A 16546-nucleotide genomic window follows, 5' to 3' on the forward strand; every position below is an offset into this window, starting at 1 on the left:
TGAGCCGGCGGGCCTGAGGCGCTGCTCAGGCGTGCCCGGCCGCCGCGACGGGCCGAGCGTCGGCGTCCCGCTCGGCCGGGTCGGAGGTCCGCTCTCCCTCCCGGTCGAGCAGCTGCATGACCGGGGTCGCCGTCACGCCGTGCACCACGACGGAGACGAGCACCACCAGCCCGACGGTCGCCCACAGCAGGTCGGCCTGCGGGAAGTCCGCCTTGGTGGTGGCGTACGCGAGGTAGTAGAACGAGCCGACGCCACGAATGCCGAACAACGAGATGACCCAGTGCTCGGCCGGGCGTCCCGGGGCGCCGCGCAGCGACAACCAGCCGATCAGCGGCCGCACCAGGAACACCAGGGCCAGCCCGACAGCGGCCGCCGGCCAGGTCAGCGGGCCCAGCAGGCCACCCACGATCGCGCCGCCCAGCAGCAGCAACAGCACCAGGGTGAGCAGCCGCTCGACCTGCTCGGCGAAGTCGTGCAGGACCGAGTGGAACTCGTGGGTCCGCTCGGCGGCCCGGATCGCCCGGGCGGCCACGAACACCGCCAGGAAGCCGTACCCACCGACCACCTCCACCAGCCCGTACGCCAGGAACGTGGCAGCCAGCGCCAGGAATCCCTCGGCGTGCCGGGCCAACCGCAGCTCGCTGGGCGCGCGGAAGAACAGCTTGCCGAGCAGCCAGCCGATCAGCAGACCACCGCCGACGCCGACGCCCACCTTCCAGAGGACGTCCACGGTGAACCACTCGGCAAACCAGTCACCCGGGGCGAGGCTGGTCGAGGCGATGGCAATGGCGGCGTAGACGAACGGGAACGCCAGCCCGTCGTTGAGGCCGGCCTCGGAGGTCAACGCGAAGCGGACCTCGTCCTCGGAATCCTCCACGTCGGTCGGCTCGCCGACCTGCACGTCGGCGGCCAGCACCGGGTCGGTGGGGGCCAGCGCGGCACCCAGCAGCAGCGCGGCGGCCGGCACCAGCCCCGCCCACCACCAGCCGAGCACCGCCACCGCCGCGATGCACAGCGGCATCGCGATCGCCAGCAGCCGCCAGGTGGACGACCAACGCCGCCAACTCAACGGCCGGTCGATCTTCAGCCCGGCCCCCATCAGCGCGACGATCACCCCGATCTCGGTGAGGTGGGTGGCCAGCTCCGGGTGGGCCAGCGGGTCCGGTGACGGCAGCCCGACCGGCAGCAGGAACACCAGCATGCCGAGGGCGAGAAAGGCGATCGGCATGGACAGTGGGCGCCGCTCCAGCACTCGCGGCAGGATGCCCGCGAGCAGCGCGCCCACACCCACCAGCGCGAACGCCACATCGACCGGCTCCACGGCACCACCTCTCCACCGCACCCGCGAGGTGCGGGCAGGTGGTGACACACCTTGCCCCGCAAGGGCTCCGGCTATGCGCGTCGGTGCCGGTGAACCGGAGTGATCCTCATCGGGGTCGGGTGAGCGGCGAGTCCGCCAGTTCGGACAGCAGCGCGGCCGGGTCGTCGTACACCGCCACGGCACCCGCGCCGGCCAGCTCGCCGCGGCTGGTGCCGCCGCAGGTCAACCCGACACAGGGGATGTTCAGCTTGCCGGCCGCGGCGACGTCCCAGACCGAGTCGCCGACGAAGACCACCCGCTCGGCGGTCAACCCGGACTGCTCCAGCGCCGCCTCCAGAATGTCTGGTGCCGGCTTGCTCTCCCGCGCGTCCGCCGAGGAGGTGACAGTGTCCACCACGTCATCGGCGTTCAGCGCCCGGCGCAGCGCCGCCACCTCGTGCTCGGCGGCGGAGGTGGCCAGCACCACCCGCAAACCTCGCTCGGCGCAGGCCCGCAACAGGTCGGCCGCCCGGGGCAGCGGCGTGAGCCGTTCCCAGTACTCGGCGTAGAGGGTGTCGTGCGCGTCGCGCAGCTTCTGGTCGGCGTCGCGGTCCCGCTCCGGGCCGAGGAGGTGGTCGAGGAGTTTGTCCGACCCCATCCCGATCGAGCGGTGCACCACCGCCATCGGCACCGGCTGGTCGGTCTGCCGCAACGCCTCCCACCAGCTCACCGTGTGCAGGTAGGTGGTGTCGACCAGGGTGCCGTCGACATCGAAGAGGACTCCGGCGAGGCGATCGGTGGCCATGGGCGTCCTCCTGCCCCTCCCGGGGCTGGTCTCAGGGCTGCGGCGGCGTGAGGATCTCGAACCAGACGGTGGAACCGCGCACCGACGGGTCGGTGCCCCAGGCGTCGCTGAGCTCCTCGATCAGGCCGAGGCCGCGGCCACGACTGCTCAACGTGTCGGTACGGGCCCGGGTCACGGTGCCCCGGGTGCCGGAGTCGGCGACCGAGACGAGCAACCGCTCGGCGCTGAGGTCGATCTCCACCCGGGCGGCCGTGCCGGCGTGCAGCAACGCGTTGGTGGTCAGCTCGCTGGTGCAGAGCACCGCCGCCCCGATCACCGACTCGGGCACCTGCCAGTCGGTGAGCTGGGCGGTCAGCCAGTGCCGCACCCGGCTGGGCGCGGTCGGCTCGGCCGGCACCTCCATGCTCGCCGAACGACTCGGTTTGAGGGCGTGTTCGACAGCCAGGACGGCCACGTCGTCCTCGGTGCCGCCCGGGAGGGCCGCGGTGGCCACCGCGCAGAGCGCGCGCGGGTCACCACTGCCGGCCTTGGCGACGGCATCGCTCAGCGTGGTCAACCCGACGCTCAGGCTCTGCCGGCGACGCTCCACCACCCCGTCGCTGAACAGCAGCAGAGTGTCACCCGGACGGAACGCCACGGTCGTGGTGCCCGGCCGGCCGCCCAGCCCCAGCGGCGGCCCGGGCGGCACGTCGACGTACTCGGCGTGGAAGCGGCCATCCGGGTCGCCGCGGCGGATCAGCGGGGCGGGATGACCGGCGCTGGACACCGTCAGCTGCCGCCGCTCCGCGTCGATCACCCCGAACACCACCGTCACGAACAGCTCGTGGGTGCCGGCCTCCGCGCCGAGGCTGGTCACCAGCCGGTCCAGGCCGGCCAGGACCGCGTCGGGTGCCGGGTCGGCCAGGGCCAGGGCGCGTAGCGCGGCCCGCACCTGGCCCATCCGCGCGGCGGCCTGCACGTCGTGCCCGGCGACGTCGCCCAGCACCACGCCGAGCGAGCCGTTGGGCAGCAGGAACGCGTCGTAGAAGTCGCCGCCGGCCGCGTTGCCGTCCACGCCCGGGTCATAGCGGGCCGCGATCCGCAGCCGGGGCAGGTCGGGCAGGTGCTCCGGCAACATGCTGCGCTGCAACAGTTGGGCAGTGCCGTGCTGGGTCTCGAACCGGCGGGCCCGCTCCGCGGCCTGGCCGATCAGCTCGGCCGAGGCGGCCAGCAGCGCCCGCTCGGCCGGCGACCAGGTGTGCGGGGCCTGGTAGCCGACCGCCAGCCCGCCGCGGACCACCGAGGTGCCCAGCGGCAGGGCCGCCATCGCGCGGATCTTCTGGTCGTGGCGGTCCACGGCGGTGTCGCGCAGCGGTTGCCCGTCGCCGGTGAACGACGGGCCGCCGGAGCGGGCCGCCTGCACCACGGGGGCCGGCCAGTCCACCGGCGCGCGCCGCCAGAGCGGGGGGAGTCGCTCGTCGGCCTCGTCCAGCAACTCGCCACGGACCCGACGCACCATGCGCCAGCCACCGCCGCCCTCGTCGACAGCGAACGCCGCCTGGTCGGGGTCGAACGTGGTGATCGCGTACCGCAGCGCCACCCGGGCCACGTCGTCGAGGGTGAGGGTGCCGGCGAGCGCGGCGGCCACCTCGCTGAGGCTCTGCAACTGCCCGGTGACATGGGTGGTCTCGGCCGCCACCGTCAAGACGCCGACGATCTGCCCGGCGCTGTCCCGCACCGGCGAGTAACCCCGGGTGAAGACCGCCTGTTCCACCGTCGCGGAGTGCCCACGGACCAGTGGCAGGGTGGACTCCTTCTCCAGGTAGGGCACGCCCTGCCGGTAGCAGCGCTCGATCACCGCGCCGACGCCGGGCAGGGCCCAGATCTCCGCGAACACCTCGGCGGCCGGCCGGCCGACGGCGCTCGGGTGTTTGCTGCCCAACAACTCGGCGTAACCGGCGTTGTAGAGCAGGACGAGGTCGTCGCCGTACGCCAGGGCCATCGGCATCGGCGAGGCGAGGATCATCTCCACCACGGCCCGCACCGCGACGTCCCACTCGTCCGGTGGGCCCAGCGGGGTGCCGGCCCAGTCGTGGGCCAGCAGGCCGACGGCCGGGCCGGGCCCCGTGGGTGCGTCCGGGCCCGGAGTCGCTGGCGAGGGGACCCGTCCGACCGTTCCTGGCATGTTCGCAGCCTAGTCGGCCGGACGGAAAAGGCATCCGACCACGGCGGCGGGCCGTCGCCGCGTCCGTCGAGGTGGCCGTTCGGGCAGTTCAGGGCCCCTGTCCGGAGGTCTGTCGCAAAAAACGCGGCGCGCTGCGCGGACTGCCGGACCGGTTGCCGGGTATGCGCCCGGCGCAGTCCATGCGACAGGAGGGACATCATGCTGAAAACCCTCGCGGTCCGGCAGGCCGACATCGGCGATGCCATCGCCGACACCTGGAGGTCGGTGCTGCTCTTCATCCCGAAGGCAGTGGCCTTCATCGTCATCCTCGTGGTCGGCTGGCTCATCGCCAGAGCCGTCCTCAAGATCGTGGATACGGTGCTGGAACGGGTGCGCTTCGACCAGGCGGTCGAACGCGGTGGCATCAAACGGGCCCTGGAGAGAACGAAGTACGACGCCAGCGACATTCTGGCCAGACTGGCGTACTACGCCGTACTGCTGTTCACGCTGCAGTTCGCCTTCGGAGTCTGGGGGCCCAACGCGATCAGTGACCTGATCAGCGGCGTGGTGGCCTGGCTGCCGCGCGCGTTCATCGCGATCGTCATCGTGGTGGTGGCGGCGGCGATCGCCAACGCGGTGCGGGATCTGGTCACCGGGGCGCTGGGCGGGCTCTCGTACGGCAAGGTCCTGGCCGACCTGACGGCGATCTTCATCATCGCGCTCGGCGTGATCGCCGCCCTGAACCAGGTGGGTATCGCCACCACGGTGACCACTCCGGTGCTGATCGCGGTGCTCGCCACGGTGGCCGGCATCCTGATCGTCGGCGTCGGCGGTGGTCTCGTGAAGCCGATGCAGAACCGCTGGGACGGCTGGCTGCGTCGGGCGGCGGAGGAGGCCCGGGCGGTGCAGCAGCAGCGTCAGGCCACCTCGGCCGGGCGTAGCGACGTGGAGCGGCAGATGGCCGACCGCGGGGGTGACCGCACCCAGGCCATGCCTCGGGTGGACGAAGCCCAGCAGTACCGCTCGTAACCGGGCGTAACGGCACGACGGTGGGGAGGGTGTTCCGCGTACGACGCGGGGCGCCCTCCCTTCGCGGGTCGGGTCAGTCCCGGTCGAGTGCGCGAGCCAACGCGCAGACCGCGAGCAGGCGGGTGAGCAGCCACTCCGGGTGGCTCCAGTCCACCGGCCCGCTGGGCGGCGTCCACCCGTGCTCCAAGGCGGCGGCGCGTACGCCCTCGGCGTAGCCGGCGAGCGCCGCGGAGGTCAGCGGGGTGCGGTCACCGTCGAGGCTGTCCCGGACGGCCGCCGCGTGCTGGTCGACCAGGGCCAGCAGCCCCGGTCGCGCGGCGGCGGCGGCGAGCCCGACAGTGCCCACGGAGACGGTGAGGGCGGCCAGGGTGGACCGCGCCGAGTCGACGGCGGTACGGGAGGCGACCCGGTTGAACGGCACACGCATGGTGACCGAGGCTAACCGACCGGTGACCGCGTCGGCCTCGTCCGCTCGGTGGATGTCACCTGCGCCACTGGGGCGATCGCCGCTGGCCTGGGGGGTTGATCCGGCACAGACGGGGCAGCAGGAGAACCACCCACGGACAGCGGCAGGCGGCACGGAGGTACGGATGGGACAGCGGACGGACGGACCCGACGAGCGGCACCAGCGGCCGGACGGCGTCAGCGACGCCACCGTCGCGGCGCTCGGCAAGCTCAGCGAGGCGTTGGAGTGTGTGGAGCGGGCCCGGGGGCACCTCTACTCGATGCACCAGTTGATCGGCCATGCCGACCTGATGCTCGACGACGCGGTGGAGCAGTTCCGCGCCGCCGGGCACCCGCACCTCGCCGACCGGATCGGCACGGAACTGCGGGGTCGCAACGTCATCGCCGGACGGTGGACGTTCCAGATCGTCGAGGACTTCGACGACGGCTACCACGCGGTGTTCCGAGAGCTGGATCAGCAGGCCCGCGACGAGCTGGTGGGCGGGCGGCGCCACCTGTACGAGGCGGAGATGAAGGAACGCCGCCGTAGCCGGGGCCGGCCGGGCCACGAGGCCCGGCCGGGCGGTGGGGACTAGTCGCTGGTCGCGTCGGCGGGGCGTCGCCGCGCCGCGTCGTCGGCGATGATCACGGTGGCCACCATCAGCGCGACGCAGAGGCTGAACAGCCACGACTCGTCGGTGACGAGCCAGGCGGACACGGGGGCCTGGAGCGCGGCGAGCAGGAAGCCGAGCCAGGCGAGCCGGCGCTGACGCGTGGAGAGGATTCCGGAGCCTTGATGCATCCCGAAATTCTTACGCGAACCCGCCGGTTTGCCGTCCTCCGATCGGCCGATTCTGGATGAGCTGTCCGTTTTCCCAGCCGTACGGACACGACTTCTTTGCGCCGCGAGCGGTCGGGTGCCGACGGCGCTAGGGTGCCCCTGCGGCAGGATGGTGACTCGTGTCCACCCCGCCCGCGCGCCCCCGCGCCGCACTGCTCCTGCTCGCGTACCTCGCGTTCGTCAGTCTCGGCCTGCCCGACGGTCTCCTCGGCGTCGGCTGGCCCTCGATCCGGGCCGACTTCGGCGTGCCGACGGAGGCGGTCGGCTGGGTGCTCACCGCCGGCACCGTCGGCTACCTCACCTCGAGCGTGCTGGCCGGCTTCACGCTGGCCCGGGTCGGCGTGGGCGCGCTGCTCGCCGGCAGCACCCTGCTGGCCAGCCTGGCGCTGACCGGCTATGCCACCAGCCCCGTACTGGTGGTGCTGGTGGGCTGTGCGCTGCTGCTCGGACTCGGCTCCGGCGCTGTCGACTCCGGGCTCAACGCGTACGCCGCCGGGGCCTTCGGACCCCGCCACATGAACTGGTTGCACGCCTTCTTCGGCCTCGGCGTGGCGATCGGCCCACTGATCATGACGGGGGTGTTGAGCACCGGACTCGGCTGGCGCTGGGGGTACGGCATCATCGCCGCCGCCCAACTCGTCCTCGCCGCCGCGTTCGCGCTCACCGTACGGGCCTGGCACCGTGGTGTCCCGGCCGGCGCCGAGGCGGGCGCGACCGTCCAGGCCGGGCCCGCCGCCCCGGATGGCGGGCCGGCACCGACCGTCCGGGTTCCGATCGGGGAGACGCTGCGGCTGCCGGCGGTCTGGTCGGGGACGCTCGCCTTCGTGCTGTACGTGGCGATCGAGGTGTCCGCCGGGCTGTGGGCGTTCCTGCTGCTCACCGAGGGGCGCGGGCTGAGCGCGGCGGTGGCCGGCGGCTGCGTCTCCGCGTACTGGGGCAGCCTCTTCGTCGGCCGGGTCGTGCAGGGTCTGGTCGCCGAGCGCCTGGGGGCGGGGCTGGTGCTGCGCGCCAGCCTGGCCGGAATGGCGGTCGGCGCGGCGCTGATCGCCGTACCCGGGCCGGCCATCCTGGCGGTGCTCGGCCTGGTCGTTGTCGGTTTCGCCGCCGCGCCGGTGTTTCCGCTGCTCACCCTCACCACCGCCGAACGGGTCGGGGTGGCGCACGCGGACCGGGCCATCGGGCTGCAGATCGGTGCCGCGGGCATCGGTGCGGCCCTCGTCCCGGCCGGGCTGGGTGTGCTGATCGGCAACACGTCGGTGCAGGTGCTGGGCTCGGCCCTGCTGGTGCTCGCGCTGGCGCTGGTCGCGCTGCACGAGTGGGGTACCCGCCGACCCGCCGCCGAGCCGCCCGCGCCCGACCGACCCGGGAGCGCGGGTCAGACGTCCGGCCCGGTCCTGCCGGTGGTGGACGGGCGGTAGGCGCGCTGCGGGTCGGTGTCCTCCCGGCTGTTGCCCCGGGCCTGTCCCTCGCGGTCCGACGCGGCCGGCCCGTGCCCGAACGCGGCCTCCTCGCCGGCGTCGTTACCCGTCACGTCGTCGGCCTGCCCGTCGAGGCTGGAGCCCGACACGGCGCGCTCCAACTCCTCCAATGGAAGCCGCTCCTCGTCCCGCCACACCCTGATGCTGTCGTCGGTCATACCTCCAGCCGTACCCGGGCCCGATGATCGCAAACAGGCTCGGACACGGCGATGGCCGCCGGGAACCCCGACGGCCACCTCCGGTCACTGCTCAGCGTCACGGCTGCGGGCGGTCCACCTGCCCGCGCCAGGCACCGGTCTCCTGACCACGCCGTTCGATGTAGGTCTTGAACCGTTCCAGGTCGCCCTTGGCCCGCCGGTCGACGATGCCGAGCTTGTCGCCGGCCTGCTCGACCACACCGTGCGGCTCGAACTCGAGTTGCAGGGTGACCCGGGTCTTGTCCTCGTCCAGGCGGTGGAAGGTCACCACGCCGGCCTGCTGGGTGCCGCCGGTCGACCGCCAGGCGACCCGCTCGTCGGGGAGCTGTTCGGTGATCTCCGCGTCGAACTCGCGCTTCACCCCGGCGATGTCCACAGTCCAGTGGGTCATCGTGTCGGAGAGCTGCCGGACCTCCCGCACGCCCTCCATGAACTCGGGAAACTCCTCGAACTGCGTCCACTGGTCGTACGCCGTACGGACAGGGACGGAAACGTCTACGTGTTCGGTAACGCCACTCATCGGGGAACCTCCTTCAGCCGCTGGTGGGTTGGGGGATCGGGGGCGATCCGTCTCACCAGCGAGTCGTCTCGTTCTTGTTGCCGAGCGCGGCCCACACCTCGGAGACCGTCTGGTAGACGGTGCCCTCGGGCAGCCGTTCCAGCGCCGCCACGATGTCGTCGGGCGCCTCGTTCTCACGGGCGCTGGCGATGAGCACCAGTCGGTCGCCCGGCAGCGCGCTCATCGAGATGAACCGGCCGAGCCGGCTGCGCTGCTCGACGTCCGTCGAGCTCATCCCCTGCGGGGCGCCGGTGCGGGTATCGCCGGCCGGGGCGGTGGTCGCCTCCGGTTGGTCCTCACCGGCCGGTTCCGGAACCCGGAACTCGTCGACTCGAGAGCCGCCGGTCCCCGGCCCCTGTACCAGGCCGCTGACCTCCTGACTCATCTGTTCGTCGATCCTCGGTCCGTGCTTGCTGTTGCCACGCTCCATGCCTTCTGCGCTACCCGGCACCCCGCCCGCTAAACCGGCACCGGGTCACGAACCGGCCCTCGGCCCGGCGACGAACCGGACGCCACCGCCGAACGGGGCCTCACTCGTCGGCCGGCCGGCGCGGCGGCAGCACCGGCTCCTCCGGGTCCGGGTCGCCGGCCTGCAACTGCCGCCCGCGCTGCACCTCGGCATTGATCTGCACGCCCAGCATCAGCGCCGTGTTCGACAGGTAGAGCCAGACCAGGAACGCGATGGCCGCGCCGAGGCTGCCGTAGGTGGTGTCGTACGAGCCGAAGTTGGCCACGTAGAGGCCGAAGCCGAAGGAGGCCGCCGCCCAGGAGAGCAGGGCCACCGCGCCGCCCGGGGTGAGCCAGCGGAACCGGGGCTGGCGCACGTTCGGCGCGATCCAGAACAGCAGGGACAGCAGCACCATCATGATCATGGCGAGGACCGGCCACTTCGCCACGCTCCACGTGGTGCGGGCCAGGCCGCCGGCGTTTATCAGGTCACCGACCGCGTCGGTGACCGGCCCGCTGACGATCAGCCCGAGCGCGACCACCGCGAGCAGCAGCAGCGTGATCGCCGCCAAGCCGATCTGCAACGGCCGGAGCTTCCAGACCGGGCGGCCCTCGGTCACCCCGTACACCGCGTTCGAGGCCCTGGTGAACGCGCCGATGAACCCCGACGCGGACCAGAGCGCACCGAGCAGGCCGAAACTCAGCAGCAGCTTCGGGTTGCTCTGGTCGAGCACCACGGCTTTGATCACCCCGACCACGCCGCCGTTCTCCGTCGTCAGCACCGACCCGGCGCCCACCTGGTTGGCCAGGTCGACCACCGTGTCCAGGGTCCGCTCCCCGTCGGAGACCAGGCCGACGAGCGCCACCACCACGATGGCGGACGGAAAGAGCGCCAGGACGCCGTAGTAGGTGAGCGCGGCGGCCCAGTCGGAGCAGTTGTCGGTGACGAAGTTCTGCACACTGCGGACCAGCACCCCACGCCAGGTTCGCCAGCTCAGCTGCCGTATCCGCCGCGGCACCCGGCTGCCCGCCGTGCCGTCGAGGGTGGTACCGGGCTCCGTGGTCGTCATGCCCGCTCCCTGCGCCCCGGCCGCCGGATGACCGGTCGTCCGGTCTGGCCTGGCCCGGCGGTACCCGGATGGGGAAATCGACAAACCCCACCCTGGGGCCGGCCGACGCCGCTATGGTTTGCCGCCGCGTCACCGGGGAACGGTCACAGTGACCCTGTCGACACGGAGGAGGACGAGATGCCCGGGCGCGAAGACCTGCCCAGCACGCTGCGACGCTCCCCGGATAAGGCGCAGCGCACCTGGGAGAAGACGCACGACTCGGCGGTCGAGACCTACGGCGAGGGGGAGCGGGCGCACCGCACCGCCTTCGCCGCGGTGAAGCACCAGTTCGAGAAGGTGGGCGACCACTGGGAGCCGAAGGGCCGCAAGGGCCCCAGCGACCAGCAGGCCGCCGGTGGCGGGCCGGAACGACGGGCCCCCACGGCGGGTGGCGTGGACGCCAACGCCACCAAGGACCACCTGATGTCGGTGGCCCGCGAACTCGACGTACCCGGCCGGTCCGGCATGACCAAACCGGAGCTGGTCACGGCCATCGAGAAGGCCAACGACCGCGCCACCCGCAAGGCCCGCGGGAACTGACCGCGCCGCACCGGAGCACCACCGACGCGGTACGGGCGGGCGCGCCACCCCTGCGTCCGCCCGTGCTGTCTCACCAGTGCCCGCCGCCCGGCGCCTCGATGTGCACCGCCTTGGTGGCGGTGAACTCGTCCAGCAGCTCCGGGCCGTACCCGTAGCCCTGCCCACTGGCCCGGCGCGGATGCGCGGCACCGCCCGGCGCGCCCCCGAACACCGCGTTGATCTTGACGGTGCCCACCGGCAGCTCCCGCCAGGCCCGCTGCGCGTGACTCATCGACGGGGTCAACACGGTCGCCGCCAGCCCGTACGGGGAGTCCGCCGCGCAGCGCAACGCCTCGTCGAACGAGTCGACCACCACCACCGGTGCGACCGGCCCGAACGTCTCCTCCCGGACCAGCGCCGTGTCGTGGCGGCAGTCCGTGACGACGGTCGCCGGATAGAACGCGCCCGACCCGGCCGGCACCTCGCCGCCGGTGCGCACCCGCGCGCCGTCGGCCACCGCCGCCGCCACCTGCCCGTGCACGTGGTCCCGGTGCCGGCGGTCGACCAGCGGGCCCAGCTCCGTGCCCGGGTCCCGGCCCGGCCCGACCCGCAGCGCCTCGGCGCGTCGCACCAGCGCGGCCACGAAGTCGTCGGCCACCTCCCGGTGCACGTAGAGCCGCTCCACCGCCACGCAGATCTGCCCGGCGTTGGCGAACGCGCCGAGCGCCGCCTGCTCCGCCGCCCACTCCGGGTCGACGCCCGCGTCCACCACCAACGGATCGCTGCCCCCGTTCTCCAGGAGCACCTTCGCGCCGGTGCGGGCCGCGGCGGCGGCGATCGCCCGGCCGGTCGCGGTGGCGCCGACGTGGGCCACCACGTCGACCTCCTGCGCCGCCAGCGCCGCACCCACCTCCGGGCCGCCGGTGAGCAGCGACAACACCCCGGCCGGCAGCGCCTGATCCAATGCGCGGGCCAGCAGCCAACCCGTCGCCGGGGTCCGTTCGCTCGGCTTGTAGAGCACCACGTTCCCGGTCACCAGAGCCGCGCCGAGCAGCCCACAGGAGACCGCCACCGGGTCGTTCCAGGGGGTGATCGCCGCGACCACCCCACGGGGCTGCGGGGTCAGGAAGTCCAGCGCGTCGGGGACGCCATTGAGGGTGCGCCCGCCGCGCAGCGGCGCCAGCTCCGCATACTGTCGCAGGGTGCCGATCCCCGCCTCGACGCCGCCACGGGCGTCCGCCAACGGCTTGCCCATCTCCGCGGTGACCGCCGCCGACAACTCCTCGACGACCGCCTCCACCGCGTCCGCGGCCCGGTGCAGCGCCGCCGCCCGTTCGGCCGGCGCGGTCGCCGCCCACTGGGCCGCCGCGTTGCGGGCCGCCTGGGTCGCCTTGGCCACCTCGTCGGCGGTGGCCACCGGCACCGTGCTCACCGGCTGGTCGTCCGCCGGATCACGCACGACCAGTTCGCCGCCGTCGCCGCCCGCACCCCACACCCCGCCCACCAGCTGCGCAACCGTGTACATGCGGCGCTGGATGCCCCGGCCCCGGCGAGGCAAACGCGTTTCGCCCGGTTGCGCGCCGGGTAGGCGGATCCGATGACAACCACCGCCGCGCAGAGCGCGGACGCCGTCGTCATCGGTGCCGGGCACAACGGCCTGGTGGCGGCCAACCTGCTGGCCGACGCCGGCTGGGACGTGGTGGTGCTGGAGGCGACCGCGACGCCCGGCGGCGCGGTCCGCTCCGCTCAAGTAACCGCGCCCGGCTACCTGAGCGACCTCTACAGTTCGTTCTACCCCCTCGGGTACGCCTCACCGGTGCTGGGCGCCCTCGACCTGGATCGACACGGGCTGTCGTGGCGACACGCCCCGGACGTGCTGGCCCACCTGCTGCCCGACGGCCGGGCCGCGGTGATCAACCGGGACCCGGACGTGACCGCCGCGTCGCTGGAGCAGTTCGCGCCCGGTGACGGCAAGCGGTGGCTGAACGCGTACGCCGAGTGGCTCGACGTGGCCGAGCCGATGCTGGACGCGATCACCGCGCCGTTCCCGCCGGTACGCGGAGGGCTGGGTCTGCTGCGGCGGTTGCGTGTCGCCGGCGCGTTGCGACTCGCCCGCCGGCTTGTCGTGCCGGTCCGCAAACTTGGTGACGAACTCTTCGACGGTCCCGGCGGGCCGGCCCTGCTGGCCGGCTGCGCCCTGCACACCGACCTCTCCCCGGAAGAGGCCGGCTCCGGGGTGTACGGCTGGCTGCTGGCCATGCTCGGCCAGCAGGTCGGCTGGCCGGTGCCCGACGGCGGCGCGCAGCGGATCACCGACGCGCTGGTGGACCGGCTACAGGGACGCGGCGGGACGATCATCTACGGCGCGCGGGCCGACCGGGTGCTCACCGCCCGGGGCCGGGCGATGGGGGTCCGCACCGTGGGCGGCGCGCTGTGGCGGGCCCGGCGGGCCGTGCTCGCCGACGTTCCGGCGCCGGCGCTCTACCTCGACCTGGTCGGCCCGGCGGCGCTGCCGTCGCGGCTGGTGGAGGACCTGGCGCACTTCCGGTGGGACGGCTCCACGCTGAAGGTGGACTGGGCGCTCTCCGCGCCGGTGCCGTGGACGAACCGGCAGGTGGCCGGCGCCGGCACCGTGCACCTCGGCGCGGACCTGAACGGGCTCACCCACTACGCCGGCGAGCTGGCCCGTGGTGAGCTGCCCCGCGACCCGTTCCTGCTGGTTGGGCAGATGTCGGTGGCGGACCCGAGCCACTCCCCACCGGGCACCGAGTCGCTCTGGTCGTACACCCATCTGCCGTTCCGGCGGACCTGGCGGGCCGACGACGTGGCCGGGCACGTGCAGCGGATGGAGGACGTGCTGGAGGCCGCGGCACCGGGTTTCCGGCGCCTGATCGTGGGCCGGCACGTGGCCTCGCCGGTCGATCTGGAGAAGGGCAACCCGAGCCTGGTCGGCGGCGCGCTCGGCGGCGGGACCGCCGCCGCGTACCAGCAGCTCTTCCTGCGCCCGATCCCCGGCCTGGGGCGGGCGGACACCCCGGTGGACCGGCTCTTCCTGGCCAGCTCGTCGGCCCACCCGGGCGGCGGGGTGCACGGCGCGCCGGGTGCGAACGCGGCCCGCGCGGCGTTGGCCCGCGACCGTGCGCTCACCGGCCGCGCCTACGCCGCGGCCATCTCCACCGCCCACAACGCCATCTACCCCACCACCCCCTGACCGCCGCCGCTGCCCCGGCATCCCGGTGATCAAGAGGTTTGCGTCAGATTCGCCGCCGTCGGCGACGCAGACCTCTTGCACCCAGCAGGGTGGGGGTCAGCGGGTTACGTTGCGGTGTTTGCTGCGGAGGCGGAAGGGCATGAGGGCGCTCTCCACCTTGGTCGCGGTGGTCATCTTGGAGACGCCGTCACGCCGCTCCTCGAAGCGGATCGGCACCTCCAGGATGGTGTGCCCCAGCTTGGTGGCGAGGTAGTGCATCTCCACCTGGAAGCTGTAGCCGTTGGACTGCACCCGCTCCAGGTCGATGTCGCGCAGGGCGTCGGCCCGCCAGATCTTGAAGCCGGCCGTGAGGTCCCGGATGCGCACCCGCAGCAGCGTGTGCACGTAGAGGTTCGCCCAGCCACTGAGCGCCCGGCGGTAGAGCGGCCAGTTCTCGTCCAGCTCGCCACCGGGCACGTACCGGGAACCGATCACCACGCTGGCCTGGGTGGACAGCAGCGCGCCCAGCATCCCCGGCAGCGCCTCCGGCGGGTGCGAGAGGTCGGCGTCCATCTGCGCCACGTACTCGGCGCCGCCCGCGACCGCCCGACTCATCCCGTCCACGTACGCCCGGCCGAGGCCTTCCTTGCCGGCGCGGTGCACGACCTCGATCCGGTCGGGGTTCTCGATGGCCAGCTTGTCGGCCACCTCCCCGGTGCCGTCGGGGGAGTTGTCGTCGGCGACGAGGATGCGCAGCCCCGGCAGCGGCAGCGCGAGCAGCCGCTCGACCAACGCCGGGAGGTTGCCCGCCTCGTTGTACGTGGGCACGACGACGGTCAGGCGTGCGTCCCGCCACGGCGACGGCAACTGCACCGGCTGGATCATGTCGGTCATCCTCGGTTTGCGGACGTGGGTCATGGAAAGGGTATCCAGTTGCCGCATTCGCGCCGAGGGGGCACCCCTCCCGGGCGTTGCGGACCGTCGTCGTCCACCGCGCTCCGGGGTAACAGCCCTGGTCACGGGCTTGTGTTGGTCAGCCCCGACAGCGACCGACAACGCCGAGGGCGAGCGTCGCGACGGCGAGCGCGACACCGGAGAGCACCGGCTTGTGCGTGCTCACCCAGAGCGCTGCGGAACGGTCACGTGCCTGTTGGCGGAACACCCCCGCCGCACCCCGGTCGGTGTCCGCGTCGCCGGGGTGGTCCAGATTGTCACGCCAGGTCGCCGGATCGATCGCGGCGCTGGTCTGCTGGCTGTCGTACCCGTCGCGGGCCAGCTTCCGGTCGAGCAGGCCGGGGAACAGCGCGTCGGCCAGCCGGGCCTGCCAGGTCGGGCCACCCACGTTCAACTCCCGGGTGCCGTGGTCCGCCGCCCACACGATGGCCCGGGCGGCCAGCTCCGGAGTGAAGATCGGCGGCACCGGCTGCGGATGCCGGGGCAACCGGGTACGGACCCAGGAGAACTGCGGCGTGTTGACCGCCGGCAGTTGCACCATCGACACCTTCACCCCCGGGCAGTCGTGCAGCAGTTCGGCGCGCAGCGAGTCGTTGAACCCCTGCACGGCGTGCTTGCTCGCGCAGTACGCCGACTGCAGCGGGATGCCCCGGTAGGCCAACGCCGAGCCCACCTGCACGATCGTGCCCCGCCCGTGTGCCCGCATGTGCCGCAGCGCGGCGAGCGTGCCGTGCACCGTGCCCAGGTAGGTGACAGCGGTGACCCGGTGGAACTCCCGCGCCGGAATCTCCCAGGCGGGCGCGAACACCGACACCATCGCGTTGTTGACCCACACGTCGATGCCGCCCCACCGGTGCACCACGTCGTCGGCGGCCTGCTGCACCGCGCCCGCGTCGGCCACGTCGACCCGGTACCCGCGCACGTCGGTCGCGCCGCGCAACCGGCACTCCCGCTCGGCGGCGGCCAGGCCCGCCTCGCCCCGGGCCAGCAGCGCCAGACGGGCGCCGCGCGCCGCGTACGCGTGGGCGACGGCCCGGCCGACGCCGGCGCTCGCGCCGGTCACCACCACGGTCCGTGTCACGGTCACCCCTTCTGCCGGGTGGCGATGTCGGAGAGCCGGGCCAACGTCTCCCGGTTGCGTCGGTGCAAGACCAGATCGTTGATTTTGTTGTGGACCCAGCGCAACGGCCCGGCGGCGAAGTCCTCCCCGAGGCGGACCCGGGTGGCTCCGCCTTCCACCGGCTCCAGGGTGAAGGCCACGATCGCCTCACCCGCCGGCCAGAGACCGGCCTTGAGCACGAGCCGGTGCGGCGGTTCGCAGACCAGCACCGTCGAGGCGTCCTGTAGGGAGAACGGCCAGGGCCCGGCACGGTGGTGCAGTTGGCTGCCGACCCGGGGCCAGGCGTCGTCCACGTCCCGCATGTGCGCGGTGCCGACCACCCAGTCGCTGTACGTCCATCCGTCAGCGAGCACGTCGAACACCCGCTGCGGGGGAGCGTCGATCACTTTCTCCACAATCGCCACCGGGATT

18 protein-coding genes are annotated in these 16546 nt (G+C 73.1%); 5 read left to right on the forward strand and 13 right to left on the reverse strand.

Going from position 1 to position 16546, the window contains the following annotated elements; translation table 11 throughout:
- Positions 1-25: 25 nt before the first annotated feature.
- The 3 genes from QSK15_RS11690 to QSK15_RS11700 form a co-directional block, all read right to left on the reverse strand.
- Positions 26-1321 (reverse strand): cation:proton antiporter domain-containing protein, encoded by a 1296-nt coding sequence (locus QSK15_RS11690; protein ID WP_285794183.1) that lies wholly within the window; start codon positions 1319-1321, stop codon positions 26-28.
- Positions 1322-1427: 106 nt separating this feature from the next.
- Entirely contained in the window at positions 1428-2105 is a 678-nt protein-coding gene (locus QSK15_RS11695; protein ID WP_285794184.1) for an HAD family hydrolase, read from the reverse strand.
- Positions 2106-2136: 31 nt separating this feature from the next.
- A complete protein-coding gene (locus QSK15_RS11700) occupies positions 2137-4269 on the reverse strand; it encodes an ATP-binding SpoIIE family protein phosphatase (RefSeq protein WP_285794185.1) in 2133 nt (710 codons plus the stop codon).
- Between the two features lie 198 nt (positions 4270-4467).
- On the opposite strand from QSK15_RS11700, the gene QSK15_RS11705 reads away from it, so the two are divergent.
- The gene (locus QSK15_RS11705; RefSeq protein WP_285794186.1) at positions 4468-5277 is read left to right on the forward strand and encodes a mechanosensitive ion channel family protein; all 810 of its coding nucleotides are present in this window, start codon (positions 4468-4470) and stop codon (positions 5275-5277) included.
- Positions 5278-5350: 73 nt separating this feature from the next.
- Here the strand turns inward: QSK15_RS11705 and QSK15_RS11710 are convergent, their stop codons facing one another.
- Positions 5351-5704 carry a DUF6401 family natural product biosynthesis protein gene (locus QSK15_RS11710; protein ID WP_285794187.1) on the reverse strand — a complete coding sequence of 118 codons (354 nt, stop codon included), beginning with the start codon at positions 5702-5704 and terminating at the stop codon, positions 5351-5353.
- A gap of 163 nt (positions 5705-5867) precedes the next feature.
- On the opposite strand from QSK15_RS11710, the gene QSK15_RS11715 reads away from it, so the two are divergent.
- The gene (locus QSK15_RS11715; protein WP_279517350.1) at positions 5868-6317 is read left to right on the forward strand and encodes a hypothetical protein; all 450 of its coding nucleotides are present in this window, start codon (positions 5868-5870) and stop codon (positions 6315-6317) included.
- Here QSK15_RS11715 and QSK15_RS11720 read toward each other — a convergent pair.
- Entirely contained in the window at positions 6314-6523 is a 210-nt protein-coding gene (locus QSK15_RS11720; protein ID WP_030334989.1) for a hypothetical protein, read from the reverse strand. The two genes, QSK15_RS11715 and QSK15_RS11720, sit on opposite strands and share 4 nt — an antisense overlap.
- A 158-nt stretch (positions 6524-6681) precedes the next feature.
- On the opposite strand from QSK15_RS11720, the gene QSK15_RS11725 reads away from it, so the two are divergent.
- The gene (locus QSK15_RS11725) at positions 6682-7980 is read left to right on the forward strand and encodes an MFS transporter (protein WP_285794188.1); all 1299 of its coding nucleotides are present in this window, start codon (positions 6682-6684) and stop codon (positions 7978-7980) included.
- Here QSK15_RS11725 and QSK15_RS11730 read toward each other — a convergent pair.
- From QSK15_RS11730 to QSK15_RS11745, 4 genes are all read right to left on the reverse strand, one after another.
- The gene (locus tag QSK15_RS11730; RefSeq protein ID WP_285794189.1) at positions 7938-8198 is read right to left on the reverse strand and encodes a hypothetical protein; all 261 of its coding nucleotides are present in this window, start codon (positions 8196-8198) and stop codon (positions 7938-7940) included. The genes QSK15_RS11725 and QSK15_RS11730 overlap by 43 nt on opposite strands.
- A 97-nt stretch (positions 8199-8295) precedes the next feature.
- Positions 8296-8757, reverse strand: coding sequence for an SRPBCC family protein (locus tag QSK15_RS11735; protein ID WP_285794190.1), 462 nt, complete (start codon positions 8755-8757; stop codon positions 8296-8298).
- A 52-nt stretch (positions 8758-8809) separates the two neighbouring features.
- Positions 8810-9226 carry a DUF2795 domain-containing protein gene (locus QSK15_RS11740; protein WP_030334982.1) on the reverse strand — a complete coding sequence of 139 codons (417 nt, stop codon included), beginning with the start codon at positions 9224-9226 and terminating at the stop codon, positions 8810-8812.
- Between the two features lie 100 nt (positions 9227-9326).
- Positions 9327-10313, reverse strand: coding sequence for a YihY/virulence factor BrkB family protein (locus QSK15_RS11745; protein WP_285794191.1), 987 nt, complete (start codon positions 10311-10313; stop codon positions 9327-9329).
- 177 nt (positions 10314-10490) lie between these two features.
- Between QSK15_RS11745 and QSK15_RS11750 the strand changes: the two genes are divergently transcribed.
- Complete coding sequence (locus tag QSK15_RS11750) at positions 10491-10892, forward strand: ChaB family protein (RefSeq protein WP_285794192.1); 402 nt, start codon at positions 10491-10493, stop codon at positions 10890-10892.
- A 70-nt stretch (positions 10893-10962) separates the two neighbouring features.
- On the opposite strand, the gene QSK15_RS11755 is transcribed toward QSK15_RS11750, so the two are convergent.
- Complete coding sequence (locus QSK15_RS11755) at positions 10963-12396, reverse strand: aldehyde dehydrogenase family protein (protein WP_285794193.1); 1434 nt, start codon at positions 12394-12396, stop codon at positions 10963-10965.
- Between the two features lie 72 nt (positions 12397-12468).
- Here QSK15_RS11755 and QSK15_RS11760 point away from each other — a divergent pair, with 72 nt between their 5' ends.
- On the forward strand, positions 12469-14082 hold the full coding sequence (locus QSK15_RS11760; RefSeq protein ID WP_285794194.1) for a phytoene desaturase family protein: 1614 nt from the start codon (positions 12469-12471) through the stop codon (positions 14080-14082).
- A 96-nt stretch (positions 14083-14178) separates the two neighbouring features.
- On the opposite strand, the gene QSK15_RS11765 is transcribed toward QSK15_RS11760, so the two are convergent.
- The 3 genes from QSK15_RS11765 to QSK15_RS11775 all read right to left on the reverse strand — a co-directional run bounded on the left by QSK15_RS11765 (position 14179) and on the right by QSK15_RS11775 (position 16539).
- Positions 14179-14946, reverse strand: coding sequence for a polyprenol monophosphomannose synthase (locus QSK15_RS11765; protein ID WP_030334974.1), 768 nt, complete (start codon positions 14944-14946; stop codon positions 14179-14181).
- 148 nt (positions 14947-15094) lie between these two features.
- Complete coding sequence (locus QSK15_RS11770) at positions 15095-16096, reverse strand: SDR family oxidoreductase (protein ID WP_285794195.1); 1002 nt, start codon at positions 16094-16096, stop codon at positions 15095-15097.
- Positions 16097-16098: 2 nt separating this feature from the next.
- Complete coding sequence (locus QSK15_RS11775) at positions 16099-16539, reverse strand: SRPBCC family protein (RefSeq protein WP_285794196.1); 441 nt, start codon at positions 16537-16539, stop codon at positions 16099-16101.
- Positions 16540-16546 lie beyond the last annotated feature (7 nt).

Origin of the sequence: Micromonospora sp. NBRC 107095 (genome assembly GCF_030269705.1) — a bacterium.
In the GTDB taxonomy this organism is placed as follows: domain Bacteria; phylum Actinomycetota; class Actinomycetes; order Mycobacteriales; family Micromonosporaceae; genus Micromonospora; species Micromonospora parva.